The following is a 17,530-nucleotide window of genomic DNA, read 5'->3' on the forward strand; positions in this document are numbered from 1 at the left end:
CGCTGCCGCCACGGCGGCGCCACTGCCCTGGAGTACCGTCGCATGCGCTTGCCCCTGCCTTCCGCCAGTGCCGGTCTCGGCCTGCGCCGTGGCCTGATCGATGAACTGCTGGCGATGCCGGCCGATGCCATCGACTTCCTCGAAGTGTCGCCGGACAACTGGATCGGAGTTGGCGGTGCCCACGGCGCCGCGCTGCGCCAGCTGAGTGAGCGACACCGCCTGACCTGCCACGGCCTGTCGCTGTCGCTGGGAGGGCCGGACCCGCTGGACCGCACCCTGCTGACGCAGACCCGCGCGTTCCTCGACCTGCACCAGGTGCAGCTGTACAGCGAACACCTGAGCTACTGCGCCGCCGGCGGCCATGTCTATGACCTGCTGCCGCTGCCGTTCACCACCGAGGCCGTGCATCACGTTGCCGGTCGCATCCGCCAGGTGCAGGACACACTGGGCCGGCGCATCGCCGTGGAGAACATCTCCTACTACGCCGTGCCAGGCGCGGACATGAGCGAGATCGACTTCATCACTGCAGTGCTGGCCGAGGCCGACTGCGACCTGCTGCTGGACGTCAACAATGTCTTCGTCAACGCCTGCAACAACGGCTACGACGCCTTCGATTTCCTGGCACGCGTGCCGGCGCATCGCGTCGCCTCGCTGCACGTGGCCGGCCACTTCGACGAAGACGATGGCTTCAAGATCGACACCCACGGCGCGCCGGTGAAGGGCGTGGTCTGGGCGCTGCTGGGTGAGGCCTATGCGCGTGTCGGCGTGCGCCCCACCCTGCTGGAGCGCGATTTCAACTTCCCGCCTTTGGCCGAGCTGCTGGCCGAGGTGGAGCAGATCCGCCACGCACAGGCCGATGTGCTGCTGCCCGAGGTGGCCCATGGCTGAGCCGCTGGCCACCCTGCAGCAGCGCTGGGCCGACCATGTACGCGACCCATCGATGCCCGCGCCTGAGGGCATCGATGCACGGCGGATGGCGGTCTACCGCCGCCTCTGCATCGACAGCCTGGACAGCCTGCTGGCAGGTAGCCTGCCGCGCCTGCAGGCGCAACTGGGTGATGCCTGCTGGCGCGACACCGTGGAGCACTACTACGCGCGGCATGCCTGCCATACCCCACTGTTCCCGCAGATCGCCGGCGAATTCGCCGCGTGGCTGGGCGTGCAGGCAGACCTCGCGCTGCCGGGCTGGGTGGCGGAACTGGCGCATTACGAAAGCACGCAGCAGGCACTGCACATTGAAGCGCGGGACACCGGCCAGCAGCCATTGCATGCGCCACAGGCAGGCAGCGTGCTGGCGCTGTCTCCACTGGTGCGGGTGCTGGGCTACCAGTGGCCTGTGCATGAGGACGCCGGCCAGAACGGTGCGCCTACCGCGATGCCGACGTTGCTGCTGCTGCGACGCCTGGGTGACTTCAGCCTGCAGGTGCAGGAACTTTCACCGCTGGCATATGCGCTGCTGTCGGCGTTCGGCGATGACGGCGCCCGTGCGGAAGACGCGCTGCAGGTACTGGCCGATCTGCATGGCGTGGCCGCCGACGAACTACGCACAGCCTGCATTCCGCTGCTGGGCGAGCTGTGCGCGGCCGGCGTGCTGGTTGTGCCGAACGACTGTTGAAGGCGCCGGCCAGCGGCCGGTACTCCCCATTCCTTGGCCGGCCAGAGGCCGGTGCCACCCATTTCCTGATTCGAGGTTTGATCATGGCTGTTTCCAATACGTCCTCCCTGCACGGCTGGCGCCTGTTCGTGGCCATCGCCGTGGTCCTGATCGCCTTCGCACTGGCGGCGTTCACCCTGCAGCCCGACGTGGTCGAGGGCAGCCGCGCGGCGATCCGGGTGACGGCACGCACATCGTTCCTGCTGTTCCTGGTCGCCTTCACCGCATCCTCGTTCGCCAGCCTGCTGCCCGGCCCGTTCACCCGCTTCCTGCTGCGCGAGCGTCGCATCGTCGGCCTGTCGTTCGCGTTCTCGCACCTGCTGCATGCGGTGGCGATCACCGCCTTCGGCATCCTCAACCCCGCGTTCTGGCCGGCGCGCTCAGCCCTGGCCAACCTGCCGGGCACGATCGGCTATGTAGCCATCCTCGCCCTGGCCATCACCTCGCATCGTGGCATCGCCCGCCGCATGGGTCCCACTGCGTGGCGTCGCCTGCACGTGACCGGCATGTGGATCATCGCCGCAGTGTTCACCTATTCGTACTTCAAGCGCGTGCCCGGCAACTTCTGGTACGCGGTGCCCTCCGCGTTGCTCTTCACCGCCGTCGTGGTGCGTGCGATCGCCAAGCGGGCGCAGTCGCTGCGGCGCGATGCGCATGCGCGGCCGCCGCTGCGGAGTTCTTGAGGAGGCGGTTACCTGTAGAGCCGAGCCCATGCTCGGCTGCCTCTGGTTCAGCCGAGCTTGGGCTCGGCTCTACAGAGGGATCCCAGCACGAAAGGCAGCGAATTCCCTGCGGAAAGGGATCTGACCCCACTTCAGGTCACGGGGCGCGGCGCAGGGTGATCAGGGTGATCTCCGACGGCACGCCGATGCGCGCGGGGAATCCGGCCCACAGGCCAGCGCCATTGCTCACGTACAGTGTCATCCCGTCCACCTCGTAACGCCCGGAGACATAGCCACCGTTGGCCCGCTTCACCAGCTGGTCCATGCCGATGATCTGGCCGCCGTGGGTATGCCCGGACAACTGCAGCTTCACACCGCGCGCAGCGGCCTCACGCGCATTGCGTGGGCGATGATCGAGCAGGATCACCGGCGCGGAGGGATCGGCGCCAGCCAATGCAGCGTCCATATCCGGCAGCGGCAGGCCGTAGCGTGCCGCCACCGGGTCGGTGACACCGGCGATGGTCAGCGCCGCATCGCCACGCCGCACCTGCATGTGGCTGTTCTCCAGCACCTGCATGTGCAGCGCGCGAAACGCCTGCATCCACGCCTGGTACTGCGCGTAATACTCGTGGTTGCCGGTGATGGCGACGACGCCGTCCGGCGCCCGCAGGTCCACGAGTGGACGCGCGTCGTCACGGCGGGCCTCGACACTGCCGTCGATCAGGTCGCCGGTGATCACGATCAGGTCCGGCGTCAGTGCGTTGCTCTGGTCCACCACCCTGCGCACCCAGTCACCGGTCAGCAGGCGGCTGGCGTGGATGTCGGTCAGCTGCAGCACGCGATAGCCGTCGAACGCGGCCGGCAGATCCTTGATCGCCACGTCGATCTGCCGAGGCTGGGGCACCGCCATGCCCTGGCTGATGCCATAACCACTGACCAGCAGGGCCAGCAAGCCGGCCGCCGGTCGCAGACTCCGCGTGCGCAATGCGGCTACCGCGCGTGGCCAGCGCAGCAGGCGGGAAGCAAGCAGGCTCACGTCCAGCGCCAGCATCAGCAACGCCAGCAGCAACACCGCCGTGGAGCCGGTGGCCAGCGTGGCGATGGCCAGTTTCGGAATCTCGGGCGAGGCCATCGTGCCCCAGAACATGGCGACGATGCGCAGCTGCACGGCAACGCCCACCAACAGCAGTGACAGCACGACTTTCATCCAGGTGGGCATGCGCAGTGGCCAGAACAGGCGCCAGGCCACATACAGGCCCATCAACAAACCGATCGTACTCAGCACTGCAACCATCCATGACAGAAAGCGGGCCCGCCATGGTGACGGTTGCGGGCCGTGTTGTGTAGAGCCGAGCCCATGCTCGGCTTCTCAACATGCAGCCGAGCATGGGCTCGGCTCTACATCAACAGGCGGGTCAGGCCATTCCGTCGAGGCGCTGCACGCGCAGGCGGGCAATGCGACGCTTCTCCATCGCCAGTACGGTGATGCGTACATCCGCGATCTCCACTGCGTCACCGATGTCCGGCAGGCGTCCCAGGCGCTCCAGCACCAGGCCGGAGATGGTCATGTAGTCGGCACTGCGCGGCAGCGATACGCCCGCCAGGCGCTGCAGATCGTCCAGGGTCAGCGCACCGTCGGCCTCCCACTGGCCTTCCCCCTGCATGACCACGCCATAGCGCTCGTCCTGGGTGTCGACCAGGTCACCGGCAATGGCCGCCAACAGGTCGTTGGCGGTCACCAGGCCTTCCACGCTGCCGTACTCGTCCACCGCCACCGCCAGCGGCACCGGGTGCTGGCGGATCAGTTCCAGCGCCTGCAGCGCACTGGCGCTGGACAGCACGTACTGCGGCTCACGCAGGTTGCCTTCCAGCTGCAGCGGCTTGCCCTGCAGCAGGTCGGCCAGCAGGTCGCGGCTCTGCACCACGCCTCGCAGGCTGTCCAGGTCGCCGTCGCCGACCAGCAGGCGGGTGTGCGGCGATGCCACCAGGCGTGCCACCACGTCGTCCTGTCCACGCGCCAGGTCGATCCACTGCACGTCGGCGCGCACAGTCATCACGCTCGACACCGGGCGATCCGCCAGCCCCAGCACGCTGCGGATCATCTCGTGCTCGGCCGGCTGCAGGCGCTCTTCGGCATCGACGTGTTCGTCAGCACTTTCGTCGTCGTGGCCATTGGTCGGGCGCGCGCCCAGCATGCGCAGCACCGCATCCGCAGTACGTTGGCGGAACGGCTGGCGGCGCTCGTTGCGCTCGCGGTTGAAACGTACCCACTGGTTGAATGCCTCGACCAGGATCGAGAAAGCGATGGCCGCGTACAGGTAGCCCTTCGGGATCTTGTAGCCCAGGCCCTCGGCCACCAGGCTGAAACCGATCATCAGCAGGAAGCCCAGGCACAGCACCACCACCGTGGGATGCTTGTTGACGAAGCGGGTCAGCGGCTTGCTGGCCACCAGCATCAATGCCATCGCGATGGTCACCGCGGCGTACATCACGCCCAGGTTGTCGACCATGCCGACCGCAGTGATCACCGAGTCCAGCGAGAACACCGCGTCGAGTACCACGATCTGTGCCACGACCATCGCGAAGCTGGCGTAGACCTTCTTGCCATTGTCCTCGTGCTGGCGGCCTTCCAGCCGCTCATGCAGTTCCATGGTGCCCTTGAACAGCAGGAACAGGCCGCCACCCAGCAGGATCAGGTCGCGTCCGGAGAAACTGTGGTCGAACAGCGTCAACAGCGGCTCGGTCAGCTTCATGATCCAGGCCAGCGCGGCCAGCAGCACCAGCCGCATCAGCAGGGCCAGCGCCAGGCCGATCACCCGCGCGCGGTCACGCTGGTGCGGCGGAAGCTTGTCGGCAAGGATCGCGATGAACACCAGGTTGTCGATGCCGAGAACGATCTCCAGCACGACCAGGGTTGCAAGGCCCATCCATATCGAGGGGTCAGCCAACCATTCCATTTCAGGTCCGTTTCGTCAGTAGGTAGGGAAAAAGGGAAAGCACTCAGTCAGCGTCCTGCGCCTGCGTCGGGTCATGCCCGAGCAGATCACCGGGCGTGCACTGCAGCTCACGGCAGATCGCATCCAGGGTGGAAAAGCGGATGGCACGCGCCTTGCCGGTTTTCAGGATCGACAGGTTGGCCAGGGTGATGTCGATGCGCCCGGCCAGCTCGGACAGGGTCATGCCCCGTTCCTGCAGCATGCGGTCCAGGGTGATGACAATCGCCATCAGATGACACCATCGAGGTCATCGCGCATCGCTGCGCCCACGGCGAACACGCGCGCCAGCACGAACAGCATCAGCACCGCCACCAGGCCGGTGATCGACATGCCGCCGCCCACCTCCATCCAGGTGAAGTCGGGCCCCATCCAGGCCGCGTAAGCGCCGATCAGGATCGACAGCAGCTCCATCGCCAGCATCAACCACGCCATGCGTTGCAGGCGCTGCGCGTTAGCGTGGGTGAACGGCCGCTCGCGCGCCGCCGACTTCAGCAGCCGCAGCAGATGGCGCAGGAACAGCAGGCACAGCACCAGCAGCGCGACGATCGCGCCCAGGCCGAGGCAGAAGTGCAGGAACAGGTCGTTGCCGTGCGCGGCAACAGCACCGGCATCATGGACGCTGTCGAGTAGCCAGCGGCGGTCATGGGCGACCAGCGGCACGGCCAGCAGTGCGGCCAGGATGCCCAGCCAGCACATCGCCCGGACGGCCTGTACGGCGGCCTGGGCCAGGGTGAACAGGCCTCGCGCGGGACTGGCGCGGGCGGGACGAGCGGTCAAGCGGCCTCCGGCATTGGGGTGGCCTCGCCGCCCCGGAGTGGATTTATCGATAAACGATATACCACACGCCGCGTGAAAGGCTGAATCGCGCGCGTGGCCCCTGTCAGGGCCCAGGCGCGCCCTGCTCCAGCATCGCTTCGCCCGGGGCCGCCGAGGCCATCGCCTGCACGCCTGCATCGGCCGCCTGCCGCGTGACCAGGCGGAAGCGCACCTGCAGCGTGCCCTGCCCCGGCGTGGCCCAGCCGTACTGGATGGCCACCTGATCGGCCGACAGTGGCCCACGCCCTGGCAGCGATCGCACCTGCAACGGTTTGGGTGCGGCCTGCACCAACCGGGCGAATCCCTTCTGCACGACCGCCGCGTCGGCCTTTTCGGCGTAGACCGTACACGTGCCATCGTCAGCCCAGCTCACCGCATAGCGGCCACTGGCCAGAGGCACCATCCACGCCACGCCCGATTGCCCCTGCAACAGCGTGGCGGCTTCGGCGGGCTGCAGCGGCGACAACCCGTTGGATTCCATCAACGACTGCAACCGCGCCGGCGCACCGATGTGCTGCATGCAGGCGGTATCGAACAGCTCGCTGAAGGGATCCTGCGCCGGGGCCTTGGCCTTGGGCGTACGCGCGGGTTGCGCCACCGCCAGGGTGGGCAGCAGGGCCAAAGCCAGCCAGAAGAACGCAGGACGCATCGGGATTCCACGCTACGGAAAACAGCAGGGAGGATGGCAAAGGCCTGGCGCGCCGCGCAATGGCCGCGATGGCCACCAGCCTCCCGCTGCCGGGTCAGACTGCCATTTCGCCCTGGTCCTCGCCATCCCAATAGTGGATGCGGCTGGCGCGCACGTGAATCAGTACCAGCCCCGGTGTATCCACGCCCTGCTCGAACCAGCGCTCAAGATCCTTCACCCAGTGCTCGCGCATCACAGCGCGATCGCGCACCAGCGCCGCCCTTCCCTGCACGTGCACGAACAACGGCGGCTTGCCCAGCAGTGACCTGCTGCCGGAAAAACCCAGCGCAACGGCGGGGTCAGCCTCAATCTCGTGCACCATGTCGGTGTCTTCTGTGGTGAAGAACCAGCTGTCACCGTCGTAGTCCACGTCACCGTTGTTGCTCATCGGACGACCGGCAATTTCTCCGCCGGCGCGGGTCTGCAGCATGGTGAAATCGATGTCGGCCATCTTCTTGGCCAGTTCGGGCAGTGTGAGCTGGGTCATGGTGTCGTCCTTCATCAAGTGGAATCCCAGCGTCTGCGCAGAGTGGTGACCGAAGCGTGGAAGGTCAATGTCGGCTTCTTCACAGAAAGCGAGATAGGGCGCGTGGCGCGTGCGTGACGCGCTGCTCACCACCCCACCTGCGTTTGCAGCAGCTGCACGCCCCATCGCGCGCCGGGCGATCCTGCAGACGCTGCGACGGGTGCATGCACGCATTGGCTGACGCGTGCCATCAGCGCGTGATGCGACCGCCCCCCGCCACCCGTACCCGATCGCGCCCCTGCGCCTTGGCCCGGTACATGGCCGCATCGGCGGCACGCAGCAGGGTGCGCCAGCCGAGCGCGTCGGTGCCGCCCTCGGCCACGCCGAAACTGGCGGTCACCCGCAGCACGGTGCCACCGGCCAGCTCGATGTCCATCTGCTGCAGGGCCAATCGCAATGACTCGGCCAGCTGGCGGCCACCGGCCAGATCACCGTCGGCCAGCAGCACCAGGAACTCCTCACCACCATAGCGGGCGATGCTGTCGCTGCGGCGCAGGTGGCGCTGCAGCAACTGCGCCACCTGCACCAGCACTTCGTCGCCGGCTTCATGGCCATGGCCATCGTTGATCGCCTTGAAGCGATCCACATCCAGCAGGATCACCACGGCGCTTGCATCGCCTCCGGCGTGCCTCTGCTGCACCACCTCATCCAGCGCGCGCCGGTTCAACAGTCCGGTCAGCTCGTCGGTGCCGGCGAGCTGGCGCAGCTCGCTGGTCAGTGCCGAGCGCTCGCGCGATTTCTCACGTAGTACTTCGATGGCGTCGAACAGGCGCTGCATCTCGGCCAGCGGATGGGTGACATGCTGCTCCGGGCCAGGTGCATCCGTGGCGAGCTGGATCACCTGCTTCTGCGCCTGCAGCAGTGGCTGCAGGATCTGCAGGTGGGCGATGCGCAGGGCCACGCCCAGCACCACCAGCGTGCCCAGCGCGGTCGCCACCAGCACAGCCAGGCGCATGGCCTCGCGGTTGCGGGTGCGTTCGTAGCGGGCGATGGACACGCTCAGGTAGCCATCACGCAGGGCTTCCAGCGACTGCAGGGTAGGCACGTAGCGCGTGGTGAATTCGGCAGCGGTCCACGGCGGTGGTACACCACGGCGGCCATCCTCGATCAACTGCTCGATCATCGGCAGCGATTCGCCGAAGAACTGCCGTCGTGCCATGTCCCAGTGCCATGACAGTTCCGGGTCGCTGCGGAACACCGACTCATGGCTGCCCGCCAACCGCCACAGCTCCAGCAGGCGGCCCTCGGTCTGCAGTGCAGCGCGTACCTGCTCCTCGCGCCATGCCCCCGGTACCGCGACCGGCGCCATCACGTTCGAGGCCAGGCGGCCGCCATGTTCGCGAAGATCGATCAGCACCTGGCCCTGCATCGCCGGAATCGCCGCTTCACGGTCGGCGCTGACCAGCACGTTGATCTGTGCCGAGGTCAGCAGGTGCAGGCGATCAACCACGGCGAACATGCCACTGATCGCACGCTCCACCGCCTCCACCCGGCGCGCATCGTGCGGTTGCGCCGCCACCCGGTCCACCGCAGCCCGCGCCGACTGCAGGCGACGTTGCGCGTCGGCCAGCAGGCCACGCTCATCCAGCACGCCCGGGTCGTTCTTGAACTCGGTCTCCAGCTGCAGCATGGCGGTGTCGACCCGCTTGCGCGCGGCCGCCAGCTGCGCGGCCAGCCGCGCCTGTTCGGCGGCGGCGGCCGGGTCAGCCCCCAGCAGGCTGTTGGCCGGACCGCGCTCGGCCGAAGCCAGGTTGGCGAGATCGAAGGTCTGCCGCAGCTGGCGCAGGCTGGTCAGGTTGTCTTCGGCGCCGGTGTAGCGCAGCGTGCCCTGGACCAGGGCGATGGCCATCAACGGCAGCGTGCACACCACGAACAGCCCAGCCAGGATCCAGACCCAGGTCCGCAACCTGATGGGCGATGCCTTGCCGGCCATGCAGAATTCCCCTGAAGTGCGGCTCACTGTAGCGAGCGGCTCCGGCGGCGCCAAGCCAGCGCCGTACGATCCGCCGGGGTGGATATAGCGCAGCGCGCGCGAACGCGCCGACAACGCCGGCGCCCCCCGTCCAGCCGGTCAGATGCGACAGGTCACGCCGGGTCAGATCCAGCGCTGGTCGACCAGTTCGCGTTTCACGTAAGCGTAGAACACCGGTGCCGCCACCAGCCCGGGCAGGCCGAACGCCGCTTCCATCACCAGCATGGCCAGCAGCAGCTCCCATGCGCGGGCATGGATTTCACCGCCGACGATGCGCGCGTTGAGGAAGTATTCCAGTTTGTGGATCACGATCAGGTACAGCAGCGCGGCCACGGCCACGTAGAACGAGACTGACAGCGCGACGATGGTGATGATCGTGTTGGAGATGATGTTGCCCACCACTGGCAGCAGGCCGGCGATGAAGGTGATCAGTACCAGCGTCTTGGACAGCGGCAGATGCACGCCGAACAGCGGCAGCACGCCCAGCAGGAAGATGGCGGTGAACACGGTGTTGAGCAGCGAGATCTTCACCTGCGCGAACACCACCTGGCGGAACGCGGTGGCCAGGCGGCTGGTGCGCCCGATCAGTTCCTGCGCCAGCGGCCCCATTTTCGGCAGCGGAAGTTCGTCATACAGCGCGATCATCGCCCCCAGCACCATGCCGATCAGTACGCGCACGCCCACCTGCACCACCGACGTGCCGGCCACGCCCAGCTGGCGCTGGTGTTCGGCGGCCCAGTCATTCAGCGCCGCACGCAGCGCCGGCATGTCTTCGGGGATATACGGCTGCAGCAGCGCCGGTACCTGGTGGCGCGAAGAATTGAGGATGTCCATCAGCCGCGCCAGCAGCGCGTCCGGCCCGCCGGTCTCGTTGCGGAAGAACGACGCCACGCCAATGCCGGCCAGCACCAGTCCGCTGATGATGATCGCCGACAGCACGATCACCGCGATTGCCCGCGCCCTTCCCGGCGGCAGCCTGCCTTCCACGGTCGACGCCAGCACGTGGGTCAGCTGGAACACCAGCAGCCCCGACAGCAGGGTCACCACCAGGCCCAGCTTCAACGCCAGCCACATGCCCAGCAGCATCATCAGCCAGGCCGCGATCCTCGGAACGGGGGGCTTGGGCTGGGCAAAGAGGGCGTCTTGCATGGGCGGCGCGTCCGGGCGGGGTGGCCCATGGTAGAGGATTGGCGACGACGATTCCGGGTGCAGGATGAACGGGCATCAGGCCTCGTGCTGCGACAGCACTGCTGCAGCCCGCGCCGACTCATTCGCCATAGCTGGCGTTGTTCTTGCCCTGGCGCTTGGCGTGGTAGAGCGCGCGGTCGGCCAATGCCAGCCAGTCCTCGACGCTGCCGCCCCGCGGCGTGGCAGCAATGCCGATGCTGACGCTGAACTCGATGCCCGGCGTTGCCTGCCGTGCTGCTTCCAGAAGTTGCAGACGAACCCGCTCTGCCACATGCATCGCATCGATGGGCGCACAGTCCTGCAGCAGCACGACGAACTCGTCGCCTCCCAGCCGCGCAGGGGTATCGCCGGGCCGGGCGAAGGCGCGCAAGGTGGAGGCGATATGGCGCAGCACTTCGTCCCCGGCACGATGACCATGCGAGTCATTGATGCGCTTGAAGTCATCCACATCAAGCATCAGCAGGCAGGCGAAACCACCCTGCCCCTGCGCCTTGTCCAGTGCCTGCTGCGCGCGGACGATCAGGAAGCTGCGGTTGGCCAGCTCCACCAGCGGGTCCATCCGGCTCAGCCGCTTCAACTGGCGGTTCTGCGATTTCACCCGCCGCGCCAGCTGCCAGCTGAGGATGCTGAGGCCGATGCCGTAGACGAACAGGAACGGCACACTGAGTACGATCGTGCGCTGCGATGACACCGGCTGATAGGGAAACCCGAGTACCCACCAGGTGAGCGCGAACCCGACTGCCAGCGCCAGTGTGGCCCGTACCGCCAGCTTCACCCCGCCGGCGGCGATCTTGTCGGCGACCAGCAGCGCGGCGAACAACGCACTGGGCATCACGCTGAGTCCCATGAAGGCGATCCAGCCACCGCCAAAGAAGGAATCGATCACCATGCAGCGGAACTGGACCACCGCGGGCTGCCGTGAGCGATGGGTCAGCACGAGGGCGAGCGCCGGCCAGGCCAGCGCATTGAGCAGCAGCAGGCTCCACGCCAGCGCACCGTCCTGGCGTTCGAGCATGATCGAAGCAATGGGGATCGCCCCCAACCCGTTGCCCACGAAACGCATCCAGCCGATGCGCCGTGCCGCGCCGATGCCTTCGACCGAGACCTCGGTCGAGTCCGTCAAGAACGGCATTGCCGACCCCCTTGAGCGATCGCAGCTGCCACCAAGGCCCTTGCCGGGCTGCCTGCGGTGAGTCTGACAGCTCTGCGTCAATTCGGGATCAAGGTTGCAGAAGCCATCTGGCGACAATCAGTAAGGCAGCGCGCTCTGTCCTGCCCTCACCCGGCCCTGGGTGCAGCCGTCGAGCCTCGCAGCATCAGGCTGAAATCCAGCGTCTGCTGCAGCGGCACATCCACGTGTTCGATGATGGCAAGCAGCAGGTTGACCGCGCGCTCACCAATCTCCCGCATCGGCTGTCTGATCGTCGTCAGTGGCGGCGTGAGGTAGCGCGAGGAGGCCAGGTCGTCAAAGCCGACGATGGACAGGTCCTCCGGCACGCGGATGCCCAGCTCCCGGCAGGCTGCCAGGGTACCCAGCGCCATCTGGTCGCTGAAACAGAAGACGGCAGTCGGTACCGGCGCGGCGGCCAACATCGCCATCGCGGCGGCATGGCCGGACTCCACCGAAAAGTCACCCGGCACGATGTTCAGCTGGCGCAGGCGTCCACGCGCCTTGCCGGCCGCCCGCACCCCTTCCAGCCGTTGCTGGTGCAGCGGATTGTCGGGGGGGCCACCGACCACCGCAATGCGTTCGTGTCCCAGCCCATACAGGTGTTCCATCACCGCGCGCGCGGCGGCGGCATTGTCGATGTGGATGCTGGGGATGCCCAGCGAAGGATCGAACTCGCAGCCGTTGACCACCGGCGCGGCGGCACCCCGCTGTTCGACGATGTCACGCGCCGTCGGTGGCAGGCGATGCCCCAGCACGATCATGCCGTCGGCCTCGTTGCGCCGGAGCATCTGCGCATAGCGCTCCTCGCGATCCGGTTGATGCTGGGTGTCCCCCAGCAGGACCGCGTAGCCAACGGCCTGCGCGGCGTCCTCCGCACCCTGCAGGATCTGGGCGAAGAACGGATTGGCGATGTCCGGGACGGTGACCAGGATCTTGCCGCTGCGCTGGGTCTTGAGCGTGCGGGCCACCGTGTTGGGCACATAGCCCAGCGCGGCGGCAGCCTGCTCGATACGCGCGCGGGTCGCCGGCAGGACTTTGTCCGGCCGCGAAAGCGCCCGCGACACTGTGCCTGCGGAGACGCCGACGTGCTTTGCGATGTCGTAGATGGTGGCCATGGCGTTAGATCTCCTGCCCGCTGTGCAGTGCACAACAGGTCCTGCGTGAGCCCCTGCTAGGATAATGCAATCGATTGCATCGAGGGCGAATCACGTTGAAGACGCTCAAGGGTCCAGCGCTGTTCCTGGCGCAGTTCATCGGCGACACAGCTCCTTTTGATCGGCTGGACACGCTGGCCGGCTGGGCCGCGGGCCTGGGCTATTCTGGCGTACAAGTCCCCACCACGGCGCCCCACCTGTTCGATCTGGCGGAGGCCGCACGCAGCCAGGCGTACTGCGACGACCTCGCCGGCATGCTGGCCGGGCACGGCGTGCAGGTCACCGAGCTGTCCACCCATCTGCAGGGGCAGCTGGTCGCGGTCCATCCGGCGTACGACGGCCTGTTCGACGGCTTCGCGCCAGCGGACAAGCGCGGCGACCCCGCCGCGCGCCAGGCCTGGGCAGTGGAGCAGCTGCTGCTGGCGGCCAAGGCCAGCCAGCGCCTGGGGCTGACCGCGCATGCCACGTTCTCCGGCGCATTGGCGTGGCCCTACTTCTATCCCTGGCCGCAGCGCCCGCCCGGCCTGGTGGAAGAAGCCTTCGCCGAACTCGGCCGCCGCTGGCGTCCCATCCTCGATGCGTATGACGCCTGCGGCGTGGACCTGTGCTTCGAGATCCACCCGGGGGAGGACCTGCACGACGGTGCGACCTTCGAACGCTTCCTCGACGTGGTTGATCACCACCCGCGCGCGAAGATCCTGTATGACCCCAGCCACCTGCTGCTGCAGCAGATGGATTACCTCGGTTTCATCGACCGCTACCACGCGCGCATCGGCATCTTCCACGTCAAGGACGCGGAGTATCGCCCCAGCGCGCGCAGCGGCGTATATGGCGGGTACCAGGACTGGATCGATCGTCCGGGCCGGTTCCGTTCACCCGGTGACGGCCAGATCGACTTCAAGGCGATCTTCTCGAAGTTCGCGCAGTACGACTTCCCCGGCTGGGCGGTGCTGGAATGGGAGTGCTGCCTGAAGCACCCCGAGGACGGCGCGCGCGAGGGCGCCGCCTTCATCCGCGACCACATCATCCGCGTGACCGAACGCGCCTTCGACGACTTTGCCGACAGCGGCACGGACGCCGGATCACTGCACCGCATGCTGGGAATCTGAGCCAAGACCGCCCCGGGAGGGCAAGCCATGACGCACGCCATGTCGCGCCTGGGCGCGATGATGTTTCTGCAGTTCTTCATCTGGGGGGCGTGGTTCGTCACCCTTGGAACCTACCTGGTGCAGGGCCCGCTGCAGGCCAGCGCCAGCCAGGTGGCAACGGCGTTCCTCAGCCAGTCCATCGGCGCCATCGTCGCGCCGTTCCTGGTCGGCCTGATCGCGGACCGCTACTTCGCCGCGCAGCGCATCCTGGCGGTGCTGCACCTGGCCGGTGCGGTGCTGCTGTGGCTGGCCTCCACAGCAGACAGCTTCAGCACGTTCTCCGCCTGCGTGATGGGCTACATGCTGCTGTTCATGCCGACGCTGGCACTGGCCAACAGCGTGGCGATGCGGCACATGCAGTCGCCGGAGAAGCAGTTCCCGCTGGTGCGCGTGGCCGGCAGCGTCGGCTGGATCGTGGCCGGTGTGCTGATCGGCTGGCTGGGCTGGGAACAGGCGCATCGGCTTGAACTGACGTTCCGGATGGCGGCGCTGGCATCACTGCTGCTGGGCCTGTATGCCTTCACCCTGCCGCACACGCCGCCGCTGGCGCAGCAGCGCGATGCCGGCCTCGGGCAGATCCTGGGGCTGGATTCGCTGCGGCTGCTGAAGTCGCGCGCCTATCTGGTGTTCTTCCTGGCCTCCATCGCCATCTGCATCCCACTGTCGTTCTATTACAACTTCACCAACCCGTACCTCAACGACCTGGGCGTGCGCGGCGCCGCGGGCCTGCAGTCGCTGGGCCAGGTCTCTGAAGTGCTGCTGATGCTGGCCATGCCGTTCCTGTTCGTGCGGCTGGGGGTGAAGACGATGCTGGCGGTGGGCATGGCCGCATGGGTGGTGCGCTACGCCATGTTCGCCTTCGGCGATGCGGGCGGCGGTTTCTCCCTGCTGGTGATCGGCATCGTGCTGCACGGCATCTGCTACGACTTCTTCTTCGTCACCGGCCAGATCTACACCGATGCACATGCCGGTCCCGCCGCGCGCAGCAGCGCGCAGGGGTTCATCACCCTGGCCACCTACGGCGTGGGCATGCTGATCGGCACCTTCCTGTCCGGCGCGGTGGTGGAGCACTTCACCACTGCGGCCGGCCCCGACTGGCAGCAGATCTGGCTGTTCCCGGCAGGCGTTGCACTGGTGGTGCTGGTCGCCTTCCTGCTGCTGTTCCGCGACCGGCCGGCGGCCACGGCCGCGCCCTCCACGCCCTGAGGATCCCAGTCGATGCCCAAGCTTGGAATCGCCATCGTCGGCGCCGGCATGATCGGCGCAGTGCATCGTCGTGCGGCACTGCTGGCGGGTGCCGAGGTACGCGGCGTGGCCGCCTCGTCACCGCAGCGTTCACATGAGGCAGCGCAGTCCTGGAATGTCGCGCGTGCCTATCGGGATATCGAGGAGGTCATCGCCGACCCGCAGGTGCAGGTCGTGCACGTGTGCACGCCCAATCACCTGCACCGCGCGATGGCCCAGGCTGCGCTGGAAGCCGGCAAGCACGTGATCTGCGAGAAGCCGCTGGCCACCTCGCTGGAAGATGCACAGGCGTTGGCTGCGCTGGCGGCCTCGCGCGGCCTTGTGGCCACGGTGCCCTTCGTCTACCGCTACCACCCGGTGGTGCGCGAGGCGCGCGCCCGTATCGCCCACGGTGAACTGGGGCCGTTGCACCTCATCCACGGCAGCTACCTGCAGGACTGGTTGTTGGACCCGGCCAGCAACAACTGGCGCGTGGACCCCGCGCTGGGAGGCACTTCGCGTGTGTTCGCCGACATCGGCTCGCACTGGTGCGACCTGGTGGAGTGGATCAGCGGCGAGCGTTTCGCCGAGGTCAGCGCGGCGTTCTCCACGGTAATCGCCGAGCGCGGCGCCGTCAGCGGACAGAGCTTCAGCACGCCAACGGCCGCCAGCACGATGCAGGCCGTCACGAGCGAGGACGTGGCCGCGGCGATGTTCAGGACCGGCGCCGGCACGCTGGCGTCACTGACGGTCAGCCAGGTCTCGGCCGGACGCCACAACCGCCTCTGGTTCGAGATCGATGGCGCAAAGGCCAGCGTGGCCTTCAACCAGGAGGATGCCGAACGGCTGTGGATCGGAAGACCCGACCAGCGCGAGGAGATCTTCGTGCGCGGGCCAGCCGCCGGCAGTGCCGAACAACGCCGCCTTTCCGTGCTGCCGGCCGGGCATGCACAGGGCTACGCCCAGTGCTTCGAAGCGTTTGTCGCCGACACCTATCGCGCCATTGAAGGCGAGCGGCCGCAGGGCCTGCCCACCTTCGAAGACGGCCTGCGCTCGGCGCAGATCGTTGACCGTGTCATTGCATCGGCCAGGTCGCGTGCCTGGACCGTCATCGGTTGAAACCCGGGAGGATCTGTTGATGAAAGCCCTTTTCCGTAGAAGTGCAAGCCTCATCCTGCTGTTCGCTGCCCTGCCGGGTTTCGCAGACGAAGCCGCCAGCACGCAGAAACCGATCGCGGTGCAGATGTATACCCTGCGCAACGCCGGGTCGCTCGACCAGCAGCTGAAGATCGTCCACGACGCGGGCGTCCACGCGGTGGAAACAGTCGGTACGCAGAACACCAGCGCCGCCGAACTCAAGCAGCTGCTGGACCGGTACTCGATCAAGGCCATTTCATCGCATGTGCCGCTGGCCGAGCTGCGCAATGATCTGGACGGCGTGGTGACGTTCAACCGGTCGATCGGCAACACCACGCTGGTGGTGCCGTACCTGGATGCGAAGGATCGGCCGACAGACGCCGCGGGCTGGACCGCACTGGGCCAGGAGCTGGGCAGGATCGCGAAACAGGTACGAGCCAAGGGCATGCGCCTGGCCTATCACAACCACGACTTCGAGCTGGTCGACTTCGATGGCAGCACTGGACTGGAGCTGCTGTTCGCAGCGGCCGGCCCCGACCTGCAGACCGAGCTGGACCTGGCCTGGGTCGCACGTGCAGGCCTGGACCCGGCCGTGATGCTGGGAAAATTCCGTGATCGCGTGTTCGCGGTGCACGCCAAGGACAATGCGCCCAAGGGCCAGGCTGAAGACGAAGGCGGATTCGCCGCCGTCGGCCAGGGCGTACTGGACTGGAACGCGATCCTGCCAGCCGCGGCCGCCGCGGGCGTGCACTGGTACATCATCGAGCACGACCAGCCGCGCAACCCGGCCAAGGTCATCCAGACCGGCGCGGACTACCTGCGTGAACACCTGGCCATCGACCAACCTGCTCGCGCACCGCGCTGATGCGAAGGAGCCTCGCTTGAACACTCGCCTGAAATTGAGCTTCACCCTGACCGCGGTCCTGTGCGGCGCGATGCTTGCGACCACGGCCTGGTGCAAGGACGACCCTGCGGCCGGTGCGAAGCTCTACAGCGCAAACTGCACGGCCTGCCACGGTGCCGATCGCGCTGGCATGCCGGGCGCGTTTCCCGCGCTCACCGACATCAGCAAACGACTGCAGCCCGCGCAGATCAAGGACAAGATCAGGAAGGGCGGCGGATTGATGCCGCCCTTCCCGCAACTGTCGCAACAGGAAATCGATGACATCGCCAGCTACCTGGCGAAATAGCGGG

At 67.2% G+C, this 17,530-nt stretch carries 18 protein-coding genes; 8 read left to right on the top strand and 10 right to left on the bottom strand.

The window, feature by feature from the left end; genetic code table 11:
• The first annotated feature begins 42 nt into the window (after nt 1-42).
• The 3 genes from N5D20_RS03115 (at nt 43) to N5D20_RS03125 (ending at nt 2,337) form a co-directional block, all read left to right on the top strand.
• Nucleotides 43-888, top strand: coding sequence for a DUF692 domain-containing protein (locus N5D20_RS03115; protein WP_049413507.1), 846 nt, complete (start codon nt 43-45; stop codon nt 886-888).
• Nucleotides 881-1,615, top strand: a complete 735-nt coding sequence (locus N5D20_RS03120) for a putative DNA-binding domain-containing protein (RefSeq protein WP_057502669.1) — start codon at nt 881-883, stop codon at nt 1,613-1,615. The genes N5D20_RS03115 and N5D20_RS03120 overlap by 8 nt, the downstream gene beginning before the upstream one ends.
• 83 nt (nt 1,616-1,698) lie before the next feature.
• Nucleotides 1,699-2,337, top strand: coding sequence for a ferric reductase-like transmembrane domain-containing protein (locus N5D20_RS03125; protein ID WP_049413541.1), 639 nt, complete (start codon nt 1,699-1,701; stop codon nt 2,335-2,337).
• Nucleotides 2,338-2,473: 136 nt separating this feature from the next.
• Here N5D20_RS03125 and N5D20_RS03130 read toward each other — a convergent pair whose 3' ends face one another.
• The 10 genes from N5D20_RS03130 to N5D20_RS03175 form a co-directional block, all read right to left on the bottom strand.
• On the bottom strand, nt 2,474-3,610 hold the full coding sequence (locus N5D20_RS03130) for a metallophosphoesterase (RefSeq protein ID WP_032952464.1): 1,137 nt from the start codon (nt 3,608-3,610) through the stop codon (nt 2,474-2,476).
• Between the two features lie 121 nt (nt 3,611-3,731).
• Nucleotides 3,732-5,273: a TerC family protein gene (locus N5D20_RS03135; protein ID WP_029379871.1), complete on the bottom strand. Its 1,542-nt coding sequence runs from the start codon at nt 5,271-5,273 to the stop codon at nt 3,732-3,734.
• Nucleotides 5,274-5,316: 43 nt separating this feature from the next.
• Nucleotides 5,317-5,541 carry a helix-turn-helix transcriptional regulator gene (locus N5D20_RS03140; RefSeq protein WP_010483459.1) on the bottom strand — a complete coding sequence of 75 codons (225 nt, stop codon included), beginning with the start codon at nt 5,539-5,541 and terminating at the stop codon, nt 5,317-5,319.
• Nucleotides 5,541-6,008, bottom strand: a complete 468-nt coding sequence (locus tag N5D20_RS03145) for a DUF2975 domain-containing protein (RefSeq protein WP_010483460.1) — start codon at nt 6,006-6,008, stop codon at nt 5,541-5,543. The genes N5D20_RS03140 and N5D20_RS03145 overlap by 1 nt, the downstream gene beginning before the upstream one ends.
• 184 nt (nt 6,009-6,192) lie before the next feature.
• Nucleotides 6,193-6,777 (bottom strand): hypothetical protein, encoded by a 585-nt coding sequence (locus N5D20_RS03150; protein WP_049413497.1) that lies wholly within the window; start codon nt 6,775-6,777, stop codon nt 6,193-6,195.
• A 94-nt stretch (nt 6,778-6,871) separates the two neighbouring features.
• Nucleotides 6,872-7,303: a pyridoxamine 5'-phosphate oxidase family protein gene (locus tag N5D20_RS03155; RefSeq protein ID WP_029379872.1), complete on the bottom strand. Its 432-nt coding sequence runs from the start codon at nt 7,301-7,303 to the stop codon at nt 6,872-6,874.
• 229 nt (nt 7,304-7,532) lie between these two features.
• Nucleotides 7,533-9,275 (bottom strand): GGDEF domain-containing protein, encoded by a 1,743-nt coding sequence (locus N5D20_RS03160; RefSeq protein ID WP_248854436.1) that lies wholly within the window; start codon nt 9,273-9,275, stop codon nt 7,533-7,535.
• Between the two features lie 162 nt (nt 9,276-9,437).
• Complete coding sequence (locus N5D20_RS03165; RefSeq protein WP_279914270.1) at nt 9,438-10,463, bottom strand: AI-2E family transporter; 1,026 nt, start codon at nt 10,461-10,463, stop codon at nt 9,438-9,440.
• Between the two features lie 118 nt (nt 10,464-10,581).
• Nucleotides 10,582-11,634, bottom strand: coding sequence for a sensor domain-containing diguanylate cyclase (locus tag N5D20_RS03170; protein WP_279914269.1), 1,053 nt, complete (start codon nt 11,632-11,634; stop codon nt 10,582-10,584).
• Between the two features lie 146 nt (nt 11,635-11,780).
• The gene (locus N5D20_RS03175) at nt 11,781-12,788 is read right to left on the bottom strand and encodes a LacI family DNA-binding transcriptional regulator (RefSeq protein WP_057502661.1); all 1,008 of its coding nucleotides are present in this window, start codon (nt 12,786-12,788) and stop codon (nt 11,781-11,783) included.
• Between the two features lie 95 nt (nt 12,789-12,883).
• Between N5D20_RS03175 and N5D20_RS03180 the strand changes: the two genes are divergently transcribed.
• The 5 genes from N5D20_RS03180 (at nt 12,884) to N5D20_RS03200 (ending at nt 17,526) form a co-directional block, all read left to right on the top strand.
• Nucleotides 12,884-13,936, top strand: coding sequence for a sugar phosphate isomerase/epimerase (locus N5D20_RS03180; protein WP_279914267.1), 1,053 nt, complete (start codon nt 12,884-12,886; stop codon nt 13,934-13,936).
• A gap of 27 nt (nt 13,937-13,963) precedes the next feature.
• Complete coding sequence (locus N5D20_RS03185) at nt 13,964-15,181, top strand: MFS transporter (protein WP_019337061.1); 1,218 nt, start codon at nt 13,964-13,966, stop codon at nt 15,179-15,181.
• 12 nt (nt 15,182-15,193) lie between these two features.
• Nucleotides 15,194-16,318 (top strand): Gfo/Idh/MocA family oxidoreductase, encoded by a 1,125-nt coding sequence (locus N5D20_RS03190; RefSeq protein ID WP_191862940.1) that lies wholly within the window; start codon nt 15,194-15,196, stop codon nt 16,316-16,318.
• Nucleotides 16,319-16,337: 19 nt separating this feature from the next.
• On the top strand, nt 16,338-17,201 hold the full coding sequence (locus tag N5D20_RS03195; protein ID WP_049480139.1) for a sugar phosphate isomerase/epimerase: 864 nt from the start codon (nt 16,338-16,340) through the stop codon (nt 17,199-17,201).
• A 70-nt stretch (nt 17,202-17,271) separates the two neighbouring features.
• Complete coding sequence (locus N5D20_RS03200) at nt 17,272-17,526, top strand: cytochrome c (RefSeq protein WP_049480174.1); 255 nt, start codon at nt 17,272-17,274, stop codon at nt 17,524-17,526.
• Nucleotides 17,527-17,530 lie beyond the last annotated feature (4 nt).

The organism is Stenotrophomonas sp. GD03877 (assembly GCF_029840555.1).
GTDB classification, from domain to species: domain Bacteria; phylum Pseudomonadota; class Gammaproteobacteria; order Xanthomonadales; family Xanthomonadaceae; genus Stenotrophomonas; species Stenotrophomonas geniculata.